The sequence below is a fragment of the Tenacibaculum aiptasiae genome (assembly GCF_965221665.1).
GTDB classification, from domain to species: Bacteria; Bacteroidota; Bacteroidia; order Flavobacteriales; family Flavobacteriaceae; genus Polaribacter; species Polaribacter aiptasiae.
Genome location: NZ_CBDCSN010000002.1, coordinates 2,166,948 through 2,181,560 on the forward strand (window position 1 = coordinate 2,166,948; position 14,613 = coordinate 2,181,560).

The 14,613-nt window shown below is 30.1% G+C and carries 20 protein-coding genes; all 20 read right to left on the minus strand.

Annotated elements, in window-relative coordinates; genetic code table 11:
- Positions 1 to 19: 19 nt before the first annotated feature.
- The 20 genes from ACOQN8_RS10340 to ACOQN8_RS10435 all read right to left on the minus strand — a co-directional run bounded on the left by ACOQN8_RS10340 (position 20) and on the right by ACOQN8_RS10435 (position 14,530).
- Entirely contained in the window at positions 20 to 634 is a 615-nt protein-coding gene (locus tag ACOQN8_RS10340) for a hypothetical protein (protein WP_420552613.1), read from the minus strand.
- A 203-nt stretch (positions 635 to 837) separates the two neighbouring features.
- Positions 838 to 1,449: a hypothetical protein gene (locus tag ACOQN8_RS10345; protein ID WP_420552614.1), complete on the minus strand. Its 612-nt coding sequence runs from the start codon at positions 1,447 to 1,449 to the stop codon at positions 838 to 840.
- An 11-nt stretch (positions 1,450 to 1,460) separates the two neighbouring features.
- A complete protein-coding gene (locus ACOQN8_RS10350; protein ID WP_420552615.1) occupies positions 1,461 to 1,736 on the minus strand; it encodes a hypothetical protein in 276 nt (91 codons plus the stop codon).
- A gap of 148 nt (positions 1,737 to 1,884) precedes the next feature.
- Positions 1,885 to 2,250 (minus strand): hypothetical protein, encoded by a 366-nt coding sequence (locus tag ACOQN8_RS10355; RefSeq protein ID WP_420552616.1) that lies wholly within the window; start codon positions 2,248 to 2,250, stop codon positions 1,885 to 1,887.
- A gap of 40 nt (positions 2,251 to 2,290) precedes the next feature.
- Positions 2,291 to 2,860, minus strand: coding sequence for a hypothetical protein (locus ACOQN8_RS10360; protein WP_420552617.1), 570 nt, complete (start codon positions 2,858 to 2,860; stop codon positions 2,291 to 2,293).
- Positions 2,861 to 3,075: 215 nt separating this feature from the next.
- Positions 3,076 to 4,047: a hypothetical protein gene (locus ACOQN8_RS10365; RefSeq protein ID WP_420552618.1), complete on the minus strand. Its 972-nt coding sequence runs from the start codon at positions 4,045 to 4,047 to the stop codon at positions 3,076 to 3,078.
- Positions 4,048 to 4,167: 120 nt separating this feature from the next.
- Positions 4,168 to 4,707 (minus strand): dihydrofolate reductase family protein, encoded by a 540-nt coding sequence (locus ACOQN8_RS10370; RefSeq protein WP_420552619.1) that lies wholly within the window; start codon positions 4,705 to 4,707, stop codon positions 4,168 to 4,170.
- A 65-nt stretch (positions 4,708 to 4,772) separates the two neighbouring features.
- Positions 4,773 to 5,528 carry a helix-turn-helix domain-containing protein gene (locus ACOQN8_RS10375; RefSeq protein WP_420552620.1) on the minus strand — a complete coding sequence of 252 codons (756 nt, stop codon included), beginning with the start codon at positions 5,526 to 5,528 and terminating at the stop codon, positions 4,773 to 4,775.
- A gap of 31 nt (positions 5,529 to 5,559) precedes the next feature.
- On the minus strand, positions 5,560 to 6,165 hold the full coding sequence (locus ACOQN8_RS10380; RefSeq protein WP_420552621.1) for a MarR family winged helix-turn-helix transcriptional regulator: 606 nt from the start codon (positions 6,163 to 6,165) through the stop codon (positions 5,560 to 5,562).
- Between the two features lie 54 nt (positions 6,166 to 6,219).
- On the minus strand, positions 6,220 to 6,486 hold the full coding sequence (locus ACOQN8_RS10385; protein WP_420552622.1) for a DUF2024 family protein: 267 nt from the start codon (positions 6,484 to 6,486) through the stop codon (positions 6,220 to 6,222).
- Between the two features lies 1 nt (position 6,487).
- The gene (locus ACOQN8_RS10390) at positions 6,488 to 7,210 is read right to left on the minus strand and encodes a hypothetical protein (RefSeq protein WP_420552623.1); all 723 of its coding nucleotides are present in this window, start codon (positions 7,208 to 7,210) and stop codon (positions 6,488 to 6,490) included.
- Positions 7,211 to 7,275: 65 nt separating this feature from the next.
- Complete coding sequence (locus ACOQN8_RS10395; RefSeq protein ID WP_150900899.1) at positions 7,276 to 7,509, minus strand: thioredoxin family protein; 234 nt, start codon at positions 7,507 to 7,509, stop codon at positions 7,276 to 7,278.
- Between the two features lie 156 nt (positions 7,510 to 7,665).
- Positions 7,666 to 8,424 (minus strand): glycoside hydrolase family 25 protein, encoded by a 759-nt coding sequence (locus ACOQN8_RS10400; protein WP_420552624.1) that lies wholly within the window; start codon positions 8,422 to 8,424, stop codon positions 7,666 to 7,668.
- Positions 8,425 to 8,648: 224 nt separating this feature from the next.
- Positions 8,649 to 10,232, minus strand: coding sequence for a phytoene desaturase family protein (locus ACOQN8_RS10405; RefSeq protein WP_420552625.1), 1,584 nt, complete (start codon positions 10,230 to 10,232; stop codon positions 8,649 to 8,651).
- 93 nt (positions 10,233 to 10,325) lie between these two features.
- Positions 10,326 to 10,742: a DUF4345 domain-containing protein gene (locus tag ACOQN8_RS10410; protein ID WP_420552626.1), complete on the minus strand. Its 417-nt coding sequence runs from the start codon at positions 10,740 to 10,742 to the stop codon at positions 10,326 to 10,328.
- Between the two features lie 10 nt (positions 10,743 to 10,752).
- On the minus strand, positions 10,753 to 11,685 hold the full coding sequence (locus ACOQN8_RS10415) for an alpha/beta hydrolase family protein (RefSeq protein WP_420552627.1): 933 nt from the start codon (positions 11,683 to 11,685) through the stop codon (positions 10,753 to 10,755).
- Positions 11,686 to 11,739: 54 nt separating this feature from the next.
- Positions 11,740 to 12,240, minus strand: coding sequence for a cupin domain-containing protein (locus ACOQN8_RS10420; RefSeq protein ID WP_420552628.1), 501 nt, complete (start codon positions 12,238 to 12,240; stop codon positions 11,740 to 11,742).
- Positions 12,215 to 12,397, minus strand: coding sequence for a hypothetical protein (locus ACOQN8_RS10425; RefSeq protein ID WP_150900904.1), 183 nt, complete (start codon positions 12,395 to 12,397; stop codon positions 12,215 to 12,217). Before ACOQN8_RS10425 ends, ACOQN8_RS10420 begins: the two co-directional genes overlap by 26 nt.
- Positions 12,390 to 13,832: a sodium:solute symporter gene (locus ACOQN8_RS10430; RefSeq protein WP_420552629.1), complete on the minus strand. Its 1,443-nt coding sequence runs from the start codon at positions 13,830 to 13,832 to the stop codon at positions 12,390 to 12,392. The genes ACOQN8_RS10425 and ACOQN8_RS10430 overlap by 8 nt, the downstream gene beginning before the upstream one ends.
- Positions 13,833 to 13,900: 68 nt before the next feature.
- Positions 13,901 to 14,530: an NAD(P)H-dependent oxidoreductase gene (locus tag ACOQN8_RS10435; protein WP_150900906.1), complete on the minus strand. Its 630-nt coding sequence runs from the start codon at positions 14,528 to 14,530 to the stop codon at positions 13,901 to 13,903.
- Positions 14,531 to 14,613 lie beyond the last annotated feature (83 nt).

Here is a 14,613-nt window from a genome sequence, read left to right on the forward strand (position 1 = left end):
ATTGTTGTAGTGTTGTTTATTACTCTAAATCTTTTAGTTCATTTTTAAAAATTATTTCAAACTTTTCTTTAATATCTTGTCTGTTGTCTCCGATTAAATTACAAATGAACTCTCTAATTGTTAGTACATTTGTATCAATTGACGGTTTCTCTTTTTTAAAAAAATGCCCGAATGCATGATCAAAACCTACTACAATTAAGATTCCAATTAAAAAAAGAGCCACAAAAAGTTTAGGATAAGCTAATGAGAAAAGCATAAGAATTTCTTCTTTAGAAACAATTATTGCATAGACAAGCCAAGGTAAAAGAAAAGCACCTAGAATAAGCAAAGAATACAAAAACAATTTATCAGCTTCCTTAAGAGGTAGAGGAATTTGGCTTTTTATTGTATTATAAATTTTAAATCTGTCTTTGTTGGCAATTCTTTTGTCTAAAAATGAATCAAGAGATGCTTCCTTTTTAAAATCATCTCGTTCTTTCAAAGAATTTAATATTCTTGATTTTAAGAATAAAAAAGCAAGATCATGACGTAAAATAATATTGTTACGAATACTTTCTAATTTTTGTTTATTTATGGGAAAAACAAAATTGTGTTTTTTTTCAAGCTCTTTTATGTTTTCTGGATAAGTTCTCATTTAATAGTCTTGGTTAAAAATGAAATAGAATATTAATTAAGTAGTAGGTTTGGAGCTAATTGAACCTAACGTAATTATGGTTGCTCCAGCAGAATGTAATTCGATTTGTCTTTTTGTTTTTTCGTCCATTTTGTAAATTAGTTACAATTGTTTGACTTATGAGATATTACAAGCTTTTCTTGAAATGAGTATCATGTTAATGATTAGCTTTTGTTTTTTCTTTTTGTAATTAGTGCTAATGCGTTTTTATAATTAGTTTCTAGGATTTTTTCTTGTCCAATTAACTCATTCATTAATATTTTAAAAACAATCACGTTTTCACTTACCAACTCTACTTTATGGACTTCATGTGAGGTTAATAAATTGATGATATCTTTTATTGTTCCTTTAATAAGGTTTTGTTGTTCATAAACAGCAAAAAGTACTTGAGATTCCTCCAAAGAGATTCGATTGGTAATTTTATCTTCCTTAGCAACTGCCCAGGCAATATCTTGAAAATGCTCTTGTATAATTCCTTTCGGAGCTATTTCTCCTATTGAAAAGTAAGCATTTTTGAAAAACTTTTGTTCGAGTATTTGTTTATTGTCAGGTTGACTAATGTTATTCATTATCTTTTCGTGGTATCCAATGATGTTTTGTATAATTTTTCTATTATTTTGGATTTCACTTTCGATATTTTGAACTATTAATTCAGTCCTTTTAGCTTCGTTTTTTTCATTTTTCCATTCGTTAATGAATAAAGCAATAAATACGCTAAATATTATCATTGCTGACTCTAATATAATGCTGTACCAGAATGATTTTCTTTTTGACATAAGGTTTTGTTTTAAAATAGTAAAGTTGTTAAAAAAGGGAGCATTAGTGTTGACAAGGTGAAGATTAAATCTCCAATATGTAAACGTCTGTAAACAGCTTCAGCCGAATATGTTTCCATGTAACTTACCATTAGTGGTTCACTTTTATATATTTTTAAAAATAATTGACGGAAAATCCAATAATAAATCATGAAGAGTAAAGGAAAAAAAGTCCACTGGGCAGCATTTCCATTTGCCATTTGTAATGATTCCCTATCAATATTTAAATAACCAAATAAAGCTATCAAAATCGTTAGGAACAAAAGACTAAAATATATTTTCGGTTTTTTAAGAATCTTGTACGATAACCACAATATCAATTGTCCAATTGCCCCAAGTAATATGTAAGTTAGTTGATTATCTATCATAAACTTAATAGAAGGCTTAAACTATTGTTTACCAAATTTCAATAACTTCTGTAAACTCTGAGTCGCCTGTAACACTAATTTTTAAAGCAGAAGGGATAAAGCTTTTTCCTTTATATTCTGGATTGGCTGAGTAACTTAATTCTTTTCCTTCAATTAACAAATCTTCAATCATTTGATCGAATCGCATTTTTAAAACACTAACAAATTCAGGAACATAAAGAGTGTTAATATTACTGTCTTCACCTCCAAATTCTACAGGTATTAGATGAATTTTAGTTAATTCTCCTTTTTTAAATAAGTTGAAAGCCTTATCGTTGCTATCTACATCATTAAAATCTGGTCCATTGCTGCTTTTAGATTCTGTGCTTTTTTTCTTTTTAAACCATTTAAACATTTTCAATTTGTTTTATATTATTCTAGTTTGATTAACAGTTTTATTCATCACAGTGTAAATAACTTTTTAAAGCTAGCTTCCATGATTCGTCACTTTTAAAATTCTCAGTTAACCCGTTGCCATCTTTTTTTATAAATGCTTGAATCCCGTGTTGAATCATATATTTTGGATGGTATTTGGGAGCTCCAACTTTTCGAATCTCTTGACAAACTTTATTCAGTTCTTCAGAGCCTTTTTTAAGTACTTTTTTAAGACTTGCGATTACATTGTTCTTTTCATCTTCATTCACATTTAAGAGAACTTTTTGTTGAAGAACCAATAATGCTTGATGAGCACTCTTGTCTTTTACTCTATATGAGTCGTATTTTCCATATACACCGGCTATTGCAAAAAGTTTTGCAGCTTTATCAAACTCTTTCTTCTTAATACACTTTTCCATTCCGTTAAGTATATCGGCAGGATTGTGCTTATTGGTGATTTCAGATATTTCCACACAATCACAAGGATTTGGTGACTCTAAGCTTCCTTTTGCTTGTATTGATACGGTTTTTTGAGCTTGGATATTATTAATTACTAAGGCTATAATAATTATTGATAAGATTCTTTTCATACTATTTGCAATTTTTGAGTCCAATGTACTTATTCTATTTTAGTTCTAAAAACAATTTTGCTTCTAATGGAAATAAAATTTCCACTAGAAGCAAAAATTTATTTTCACTAGAGTAAAACATTTACTTTACTTATAGTGAAAATAAAACTTTCACTAGAGTCAAAATTATATTTTGCCTAGAGTGAAAATAATTAATAGTAAAAAACATCTTTTAATTAGTGAGCGTCTTTGTTGTTTTTTAAGAATTCGTCAAAAGCAACTTTACTTTCTCCAGTTAAATACTTTTCGGCTAATAGAACAATAGCATTTGGACCTTTGTTTACCCATTTTATAAGGTTTTTATCATTTCCTTTAGCTTCAGCTGCTAACCATACTGCCACTGGTAATGCTCCCCATTTTCTTTTCATAGGTCCTCTCGATAGGTTTGCATGTATCTCGTTTTTTTCTTCTTCTGTAAGATTGGGTTGACCTAATACTTTTATAATTTTTTCTGCAAATATTGGATATAAATTATCAAACGTTTTTTTAGAGGTTGCTGATAATGAATCTCCTTTAGGAAACCATTTACTAGACATTGAACGATACATACCAAAGCCCTCTATGGTACATTCCCATAATATTTGATCTTTAAATGTATTAATACTTAGATTGTTTTTAGTAGCCCATTCTTTGTGTAATAAATGTGTAAACTCATGGGCAAATATTCGGTCAATTCTATTGTCATTTACAGGTTTTTTTGCCGATCCATATTCTCTCTGTAAGGTGTTTACATCAAGACAAATGGTTTTTACATTAGGGGTAAAAGCATCATCTCCTCCTTGATATCCTAAAAGAACTGTAACTGTATCGTTCAATTTGATGTTTTCAAAAGGTACTTTTATAGAATCTCTAATAGCATTCCATTTATTGGCTTTTGATTTGATTAAAGTTATCCAATCTTGTTCTTCACTAGTAAGGTCTTTTTCTACTTTCGAAAGTGAATCGAGTACTTTGCTACTCTTTCTATTACGTAATGCCTCTTTCCATTCTTTAGACATTTTATTACCCGTAATTCCTAGTTTGATTTGAACAGTTCTTGAGTCTGTAGTTTCTTCTTTTACTGAGTTTTTTTCTTTTTTTGGAGTTGAGTTGCAACTCATCAATACAATAGTACTAAGCGTAAGTAGGGAGATGCTTAAGTTTTTCATTGGGGATAATTTTTAGTGTTTTGTAAGCTGTAAAATACACCGAATTAATTACCAAGAAACTTAACAAAACTTTAAAGTATTCTTAAAATTTTGATTGAATGACATTCCCAATGATTCGACTTATCTTTTACGTTTAAATGTGCTTTGTAGAACTTTGTTTGAAAAAACTTTTGCCTCTGTACATTCAAAATCTAACATTTTAGAAAGTTCACCAAATAAAGAAAATCCACCACCCAATAACTTAGGAATCGTAGTAATAATCATACTATCAATTAAATCTTCTTTTAAAAAACTTTGTATTGTTTTCCCTCCATCAATATATAAGTTATGATGTCCATTTTTATGAATTTGAGCGAGTATTTCAGTTAATGTTCCCTTTACTAAAAACACCTTGTCTTTTAAATCTTCTGGAACTTCTTTTAGGGTATTGCTTAATACATATACTGGTTTAGTATAAGGCCAATCGATATCAAAACCGCAAACAGTTTCAAAGGTTGTTCTTCCCATAACTAAGGCATCTATTTGCGAATTAAAATCTGCATAACCCATATCAGAATTATCTGGATTTGGTATTGAGTGTAACCAATCTATTCCTCCATTTTTATCTGCTATATATCCGTCTAAACTAGTTGCTATAAATACCTGATTGCTTGTCTTCATATTAGAAAGTTTTATTATTTGACTGCAAAACTAGTTGATAGCTGTTACAAATAATTGTACAGAATTTACCCTTGAATTGTATTTGTAAATTTCTTTGGTGTGTTTCCATAAAACTTTTTAAAGAGTTTTATAAAATGCGATTGATCGTAAAAACCAGCTGCTAAAGCAATTTCTGTTAGTTTTTCTGAAGTTCTGTTTTTTAGTAAGTGAATGGCAGTATTTACTTTTTTTAACTTTATGTATTCATTTGGAGTCAATAAATAATGTTTTTTAAACTTTTGAATGAAGCTCTTTTGTGAAAGAGGGATTGAATGATTAAAGTTTTTCAGTGTTCCTTTTTCTAGTATTTCTGAAGAAAGATATTCTTCAAACTTTAGTAAGTTAGTATCTAGTTGCGATTGCTCAAATAGCTTTAATAAATAGTTTTCTGCTAATTCAAAATTAGGCGTTTCTGTATTAAAAACATGTTCATACAATATTTCTGAAATAGTATTCATTAAAGAGCTATCGAATTTACGAAGGAGCATTCCATAACAAAAAGGTTTTAGAAGTAGTCCAACCGAACCATAGATTCCTGATACTGTTGTTTGAAAAGGTGTTGTTTTTAATCCAGAAATAATTTGATGATGTCCTTTGTTTGATGTAGTCTCGGTATTCTGACCTTCTACTTTAAACGTATCTCCATAATTAAAAATAAGTTCGGTAAACATGGGTGCATGGTGACTAGATTTTAGGTTTAAATTAGAAGCTTTTCCTATCCATATCATATCCACAAAATAATTCAATGGTGCATTTGGACGATATGTTTTTTCTAGAATCAATGCTGTAGTTTATGTTGTATAATGAATAAAGCTAAATTTTCTCTTCAAATTCAGGACAATCCAATCGTATTTCTGATTTTAATAGTTTCTTTTTTAGTAAATTACAATAATGCGAATCTTGTTTTTTCTCATAGAACTTGCAACCATAACAAGTTCGTTGTACACTTAGAATCCCATTTTTATTTAACTTATATATCAGTGTACTTAAAGCATCAAATAAGCTTTCCTGTTCTTCTTGATTAAAAAGATTTATTTGTTGTTGTAAAGGATTTGAAAAATCGTGTACTTGTTGTACTATTTCCTTTCCTTTATCTGATAGCATAATAGCATAGCTTCTACTATCAGCAGAAGAATAATCTTTAATAATCATTCCTTTTTTGTCTAAGGCTCTTATGGCATCGCTAATGGTTGGTTTTGTTACATTAAACTCTTTAGCTAAATGACTTACATTACACAAGTGTTGTTTGTGAAACGTAATAAAAATAAGTATCTGAATTTGAATAGGACTTAACCCAACCAACTTGGCTTTTTCCCACAATAAGATTTTAAATACTTCAGAAACTCGTTCTAAACCTGCAACGATTTTACTTGAAATATTATTTTTTTGCTCTTCTGGATTGAAATTACTGTTATTCATTGAAATAGCCTGCCGAAGTTTGTTCGACAGGCAAAGTTAGTAATCCTAATTAAATTAATTACAATTTTCCATTTCTATAATTGTATAGTTGTCTTTTTCTATTGCAACAATCATTGCTTCTGTGGCTTGTTCAATATGACAAAGACGACATTCGTTTGTAGTTAATTGATCAGTTTTAAAAGGTTTTGTTTTCAAATATTCCATACCATAATTAAATATGGTTTGTTCTTCGGTTATATAATCTGGTACAAGAATGTCAAAATGCATTGTTTTACCATCTTCTCTTTGTACATAGGTGTCCCAAACTGCTATTTTCATCATTTTACTTTTTAACTTTATAGGGAAGAGATAAATTACCACTAGCTACACTAAAAACTTCATACACTCCTAACATAGGTAAGTTTTTATTACTTGTATTTACTTTCATAAAAGCAGTTACGCCATCATAATTGAAATCTGTTTGATTGTTCATACGGTAATTTGGAACTACTACTTTTATAGTATTACCTTTTGTAGTAACTGGATATCCTGGGGAATCCATATACATTGGCATTCCAGGATTTGTAGGTGGTAAAACCACTGTTTTATCTGCTTTTTTAAATTGTTTAACCGATAAGCCTCCAGCAACTCTTTTGTCTTGGTGTAATATTACCCAATGAGGATGCCAGATAACACCATCGTTATTATAAATTTGATCGTTGTTTTCGTCCCAAAGAGGTGTATCATCAAAATCGGGATGTGAAGTCAAAGCTAATGCTACTATTCCATCTGTTTGATTGAAACCTACATCTGTTGCTTTTAAACTCGTTGGAAATACGTAACCTAGTACTGGAGCACCGTCTAGCTGACCATTTTTGATAGGGACTGTTTTACCTGCCGTTCCATTTACATTTATTTCCCAAACCGTGATTCCTAAGTCGGAGTGATGTGTTACATTGACCTTCTTAATTGTAAAATCGTTGTTGTTGTAATTACTCTTTTGAGCACAAGAAATGCTAGTACTTAAAAATAGTATTGCTGTTAGTATTGATAGTATTGTTTTCATTTGATTTGTTTTAATAGTTAGGATTCTAATTAAATTAGGAATCCTAACTATATGATTTAAAAGAATTAGCCTTTTACATCTGCCATGGAAGCTCCAAAGTTAATATGTAAAGTATTTCCTGTTGGTGTTACTAATGCTGGTACCGATTTAACTCCTGCTTTTTCTGCTTCGGGAATTCTACTTCGGTCTTCACCAATATTGACTATTTCTACATTTTGCTCTCCAACTAGATTAATAATGTCGTGCTCTGCGCTGATGCACACTGGACATCCTGCGTGATAAAAAATTGATTTACTCATACTGTTCTATTTTTTTATGTTTAATTGTTTTACAAATATAGTAAGGAATCCTAACTTTAAAAGATGTTTCTGTATTTTTTTTAATTATGTATTTATAAGATTTAGTTATTTAGGGGGGTAAAGCTTTAAAATCAGTGTTTTATTAGATGTTGATAGTTATAATTGATTCAACTCTTTCATGGTTCCATTAAAATAATCATGATCAACTGTACCAGGAATACCAATTACTTTGGCGTCATCGCTATCTTGCCAAAAAGTCCAGCTAGCTTTTTGCCAAGCTGATGGTACCTCTGGAGCTTCAGTATCGTAATTCGCAACCCATAAATGATATGAACTAAAGAAAGGATTGTTTAAATATTGATTTGCAAAATTTGTAGAAGCATAAATTATTGGCTTTCTACCAAATCTTTCCTCTACTATTTTTAACCATGTTTTTACTCCTTCTTGATATTCTTCAACAGATATTGTTGAGTTTACTCCACGAGTTTCTAAATCTAAAGTAGGAGGAAGGTCTTTGTTATCCGATAATTTTAAAACGGTTTGTGAGAAAAATTCAGCTTGTACTTCAGGATTATCTGCTGTATAATAGAAATGATAAGCACCTCTTTTTAATTTTTGTTGTTTTGCATCTTTCCAATGGTTGAAAAATTTCGGATCGATATAGTTTTTTCCCCCTGTAGCTTTTATAAAAACAAATTTTACTTGAGATTCCTTTACAGCTTCCCAATTTATATTTGATTGAAAGTCGGAAATATCTATTCCTCGTATATAATTAACTGTTGATGCTTTATGCAAATTGACAGTAGAAAGTTCAGGTGGTACAGCTTTCTTGGTTGTTACTGTTTCTTTTTGAGGCTTACTATTACACGATATTAATAGTCCTATGAATACTGTAAGAAGGGCTAGTTGTCTCATGGTTTTTGTTGATTTTTAGTTAGTTATGTTGAGTTTGTTATAAGCGTATGTATTGTTTTTATTTAAAATTAAATGAAAAGAAGTAAAAGAATATGTAAAAAACCATACTAAAAGTAAGGGAAAACCTTACTTTTTTATTGTGAAGAAATGAAGAGTTTATAAAGAAATAAGCACGTTTGTATATAATTAACAAACGTACTTATTTTATTATTTTGACTAAGATATTATAGTACTTTTTTTAAGAGATTTTTTCCTGTTACAGCTGTGGCTGATAATACTCCAGAAAATAAGGCGCCTCCTATACCAGCGGTAACAATATCCTGCCCTGTTAAATAGAAGTTTTTAATAGGTGTTTTTGGTTTTAAGAAAGGTTGTCTAAAACGAGAAGGGCTGTGGTCTAACCCGTAAATTTCACCTTTTTGATAGTTTACAAAATTCTCAGTTGTAAGCGGACTAGATAATTCATAATGTTTTATTTTTCCTTCTACTTGTGGTAGTTGTTTATACAATTCCCTTAAAAGGCGTTGAGCTATTTGTTCTTTAATTTCTTCATAATCGTCACCTCTTTTTTTCCATGAGGTTTCTTTCCATTTTTCAAACATTTCATAAGGAACAAGGGTAATAATATCAATAGCACTCTTACTAGGATATCTATTTTTCCAATCAGGATCTTTAGCAGCAGGGAAAGACATATATACTACAGGAAATGGTTTTGATAAATCTTCTAAGTAATTATGTACACAAGTATCGTGATCTCCTTTAGCTGGATATACCCAATAATTTGTTTTTGGTATTTGAAGTTCTTCTGGAGTACCTTCTAGTCCTATATATAAACTTACATGTGCTACGGATGGATTAACCGTTTGTAAATGCTTTTTTAATTGATATTTCTTTACAATGCTAGTAGGTAAAAGTTTATTGTAAGTAGTGATGAGTCCGGCATTACTAATAATATTTTTCGCTAAAATTTGCTTGCCATCTTTCATTTGTACGCCTATAGCTTTGCCTTTATTTATAAGAACTTCATCTACTTCAGCACTTACTAATATAGTTCCACCTCCAGCTTCAATAACAGGATCTATTGTTTTTACAATTTGTGACGATCCTCCAATAGGATAACTTCCTCCATCAAAATAATGACGTGCTACGGACGCATGCATAGAAAAACTACTTTGTTTAGGAGGTAATCCATAATCGCCATATTGTCCTGTTAGTACCTTTATTAGTTCTTCATTGTCGGTTATTTCTCGAAGGACTTCATAGGTGGTCTTGTCAGAATACTTATAAAATGGTTTTCTCAAGAAGCCACCTGCTATTGCATTGGGTATTGTAGAAAGTGTTTTACTTATATAATAGTTTTTACTCGCTTTTACGGCTTCAAAAACAGTATCAACATATTTATTAATTGCTTGCTCTTCCTCTGGGAAATAGGTAATCATTTGTTTTTTAAAGTTCTTTACACCTTTTACAAAATCATACTGTTTATTGCCAATAATAATTTTATCGTAAACATCTCCCATGTCTTCCCATTTTAGGTCACCATTACTTACATAGTCGAATAGTTTTTTTAAAATGCTTTTGTCTCGTTGTACATCTCCTATATAATGTATACCTACATCCCATTCATAACCTTTTCGTTTAAAAATATGAGTAAAACCTCCAGCTGTATAATGCCTTTCTAAGACTAATACTTTTTGACCTTCTTTAGCAAGAATAGCAGCGGTAGCAAGCCCGCCCATTCCAGAGCCAATAATTATAGTATCGTATTTTTCTTGTAGTGTTGGTTTTTTCTTGTAGGATTGAATCATAGGGGCAGAATAGTTAAAGTTTTGTTAGTTATGGAACTAAATATACATCAATTATTCTTCCTATACCATTTCCTAGTTTAATCTGTAAGTTTTCTATTTATGATTTTGCAATTTTTTTTCTTTACAATTATATTTTCTAAGCTGATAAATTGAAAAGAAACCAAGTAATAGTTCTGCTGTAATTCCAAAAATATAACCATTTGTAGGGATTCCATCTGTAATCATACTTAATCCTCGTCCTGTTGCTAGTGTTAACATAAATAAGATGTTTAATTCAGTAGCCCTTTTCCAATATTGGGTTTTCCAAATACCTAAAATCCATACCAATGAAATTCCAATATATAAACCCATAATAGCTTTTAGCATATTTGATAGGTCTATTGTATTAACTTGGATATCTAATTGTTGAGGTAGAATGGATGGTGAACCATATATAATTGCAGTTGGCACAACAATACCTAATGAAATGAGAAGATGTAAGTTTTTAATAATCCAATAGTATATTTTCATGGTCTATTTTTTAGTTCCTTAAGTGTTTTTGAAACCAATCTAATACTTCTCTGTTTACCTCTTTTTTATTTTTTGTTAAGCCATGGTTACCTTCTTTATATATTTTTAAGCGATATGGGATATTATATTTATCCAACTCTTTTGAAAGTTTAATTGGATTTGATACACTCACCCTTTTATCAGCACCACCATGTAGTATGAGGAGGGGAATATTTTTAGGAAATTTGTTTGCAAAATAGAAAGCTGACCTCTTTTTTAATTCTTCCTGTTTGTTTTTCCAATAATTAGGAATAAGTGGCGCATATACATTTACTTCCATGTCAGCTCTATCAATAATTGTTAAATCTGTGGGAGCTCCACCTATTATTGCAGTTTTAATTTTATTAGTTTTGGTTAATGACAAATAGGTCATCATACCTCCGCGACTCCAACCATACATTCCAATTCTAGTTGTGTCGGCTTTAGGGAACTCTTTAACAACTTTGAGTAAGTTGAGTACATCATTAACGTCTTTTCCTCCAAATTCATCTTTTCCTTCACTTTTTCCACTTTCTCTATAATTACAACCAATGACAATGTAGCCGTTATTTGTTATTTTAGAGAACATAGGAGGGAAGAAAAGTTTATGTTTTTCTTTGGTTAATGATAAAGCGCCAAAATCTCTATTTCCTCCTCTGTTAAATATAATTACTGGATATTTTCCTTCTTTTTTGGGAAATGTTGCAAACGATTGAATTTCTAAACTATCACTTAGGTAAGTAATTTCATATAATTTTACATTTTGTAAAAATTTAAATTGAGCTTTGAATTGTGTTTGTTCAGCATCTTGAAACAAACCCTTATAGTTTTTCCAATCAATTTTTTCTTTTTTTACAATTATTGATTCTTGTGAGCTACATGAAATACTAACTATAATTAGTAGATGTAGGATAAACTTTTTCATTTTATAGCAATTTTTTAATGGTAATTAAGTTGGCCTAATTAAAATAGTTTTGTTTTAATGATGAGTAAGCTTTGTAATTATTGCTTCATGTTGAGGGAATAATTGTATTAATTCATCTCTTTTAGGTAGAACAAAATCGTTAAAATCAAACCCTGGGGCTACTGTACAACCTGTAAATGCGTAAGAATTTTCTTTAATAACTTCAGCAGCAAACCAATAGGTTGCTGGTACAACAAACTGTGGTTGTTCGTTATTTTCTAAATCGTTTCCTATCAATACAAAAGAATAATCTCCTTTAGGAGAAATCATATGAAGTTTTAAGGTAGTGCCTTTGTAAAAGTGCCAAATTTCATCCTGATTTATTTTATGAAAAGCAGAGAATTTATCAGAAGTTAATAAGAAATAAATAGAAGTACTGTAATTTCTATCTCCAACAAAATCTGAGCCTAAATTTTCATTTTTAATAATTCCGTTACTTCTATAAGTTTCTTTAAAGTAACCGCCTTCTGGATGTTCTGTTAAATTGAATTTATGTATTATCTGTTGTGCTGTCATTTTTTTTCTGTTCGTTTATCTTTTTAATCAATGCTTTTAAACGTTCTTTATTACGTTGCTTTTCAAGTTTTACCTTGTTTTCTTTCTGTTTCATTAAGCGCGTATGTTTCGCCTTATTAACAGTGTTTTTTGCTTTTCCTTTCCCTTTTTTAGGCATTACGAGTTTGTTTAATAGCTAATAAACCTAAGAAAGTTATTAGTCCGTTTAAGATTAAAACAAAGAAACCAAAATCAAAATTTAATTCTGATTTACTATAGATACTTATTAGATAAGTAAGTACAGGAGAAAGTAAACAGATATAGGGAACTAATTTGTCTTTTACGTTTAGTTTGGTAAATAAACCAAAAGCATAAAGCCCTAATAATGGGCCATAAGTATATCCTGCAAATTGAAATATTTTAGCAATTACACTAGCATCAGCAATAAAATATTTAAAAACTAAAATGGTTGCGATTAAAATAAATGAGAATAATACGTGTATTTTTTTACGTATTTTTTCTTTCTCTTGTCCGTCTTCTTTTTTATCAATTTCTAAAATATCAATACTAAAAGAAGTTGTTAATGAGGTTAAGGCGCTGTCGGCACTTGAGTAAGCTGCTGCTATTAATCCTAATAAGAAAAATAGGGAAGTAGCTATACCTAATTCACCGCTCATAGCTATACTTGGGAATAAATTATCTTTATGAGCATCAATACCATTTGAAGCAGCATAGTCGGTTAATAAAACTCCTAGAGCTAAAAAGAAGAAGTTAACGATAACCAATACTATGGTAAACCAAAACATATTTTTTTGTGCATCTTTTAAGTTACGACAGGTTAAGTTTTTTTGCATCATGTCTTGGTCTAATCCCGTCATAACAATAGCTATAAAAGCACCAGAAAAGAATCGATTCCAAAAATAGTTTCCTGCTTTTGGATCGTCAAAAAAGAACATTTTTGATAGTTTATTTTCTGAAATATAAGAGAATAAACTTTCTATTTGCATTGCATCTTTAATCATTATAATACAAACACCTACGGCAATTAGCATGAATAAAGTTTGTAGAGTGTCTGTCCAAACAATGGTTTTGATTCCTCCTTTAAACGTATATAACCAAATTAATAAAATAGTAATAGTTACAGTTACCCAAAATGGTATTCCGTAAGCATCGAACAAAATTAATTGTAATACATTGGCTACTAAAAATAAACGAAAAGCCGCTCCAACTGTTCTTGATAATAAAAAAAATGAAGCTCCTGTTTTATATGAATATCTACCAAAACGATCTTCTAAATAAGTATAAATAGAAGTTAGATTTAGTTTGTAGTAGAGTGGAAGTAATACCAGTCCAATAACGGCATATCCTAATACGTAGCCGAACACCATTTGCATATAACTCATTTGTTGTCCTTCTACCCAACCAGGAACGGAAATAAATGTAACCCCAGAGAGTGACGCTCCAATCATACCAAAGGCTACTAAATACCATGGCGAAGAATTATCTGCTTTAAAAAATGTATTGTTATTTGCCGACTTTCCTGTGATGTATGAGATAAGAATTAATACACCAAAATAGGCTAGAATAAGGAGTAATATATGTAGTGGTTGCATACCGTTAAATTATGAATTACGAATGTACTAAATTTATCATTCGCAATTCATAACTTAAGTTATATAGATTACAGTTCTATAACAACTTCTGCTGTTTTTCTACGAACTTTTTTCAGGTCTTTCATATAATCATCTTCAGCTCTAAATCCAACTGGCAAAACTAAAACCGATGTCAAGTTGTGTTTGTCTAAACCTAAGATTTCATCATACTTCTCTGGAATAAAACCTTCCATTGGACAAGAATCTATTTGCTCATTAGCTGCTACGGTCATTAAATTTCCTAAAGCAATATAAGCTTGATTTTTATTCCAGCTTCTTAATTCTTCTGAAGTTTTATTTGCTATTGAAGAACTAAGCATTTCCTTAAATGGATTTAAAATTTCATCAGGTGTATTTCTTACTTCTTTTACCAAAGTAAAATAACTTTCAACATCTTTCACTGTGTATTCTTTAGGGATGCATAAAACCAATACATGTGATGCTTGTGCAACCTGACCTTGGTTCCAAGAGTGTTCTACTAATTGCTGTTGAAGTTCTTTATTTTGAATTACGACCATTTTAATTGGTTGTAATCCATATGAAGTAGCTGTTAAATTAAAAGCTTCTTTTAAGGTGTTTATTTGAGTTTCTGTAAGTGATTTATTTTCGTCAAATTTTTTAACAGCATAACGCCATTCTAAACTTTCTATACTATTCATTTTTTCGAATTTATTTGAGACACAAAATTACAATTGCTATTAAGAAAAATAATGATTTGTTTATTACAATAATTGATAGTCCA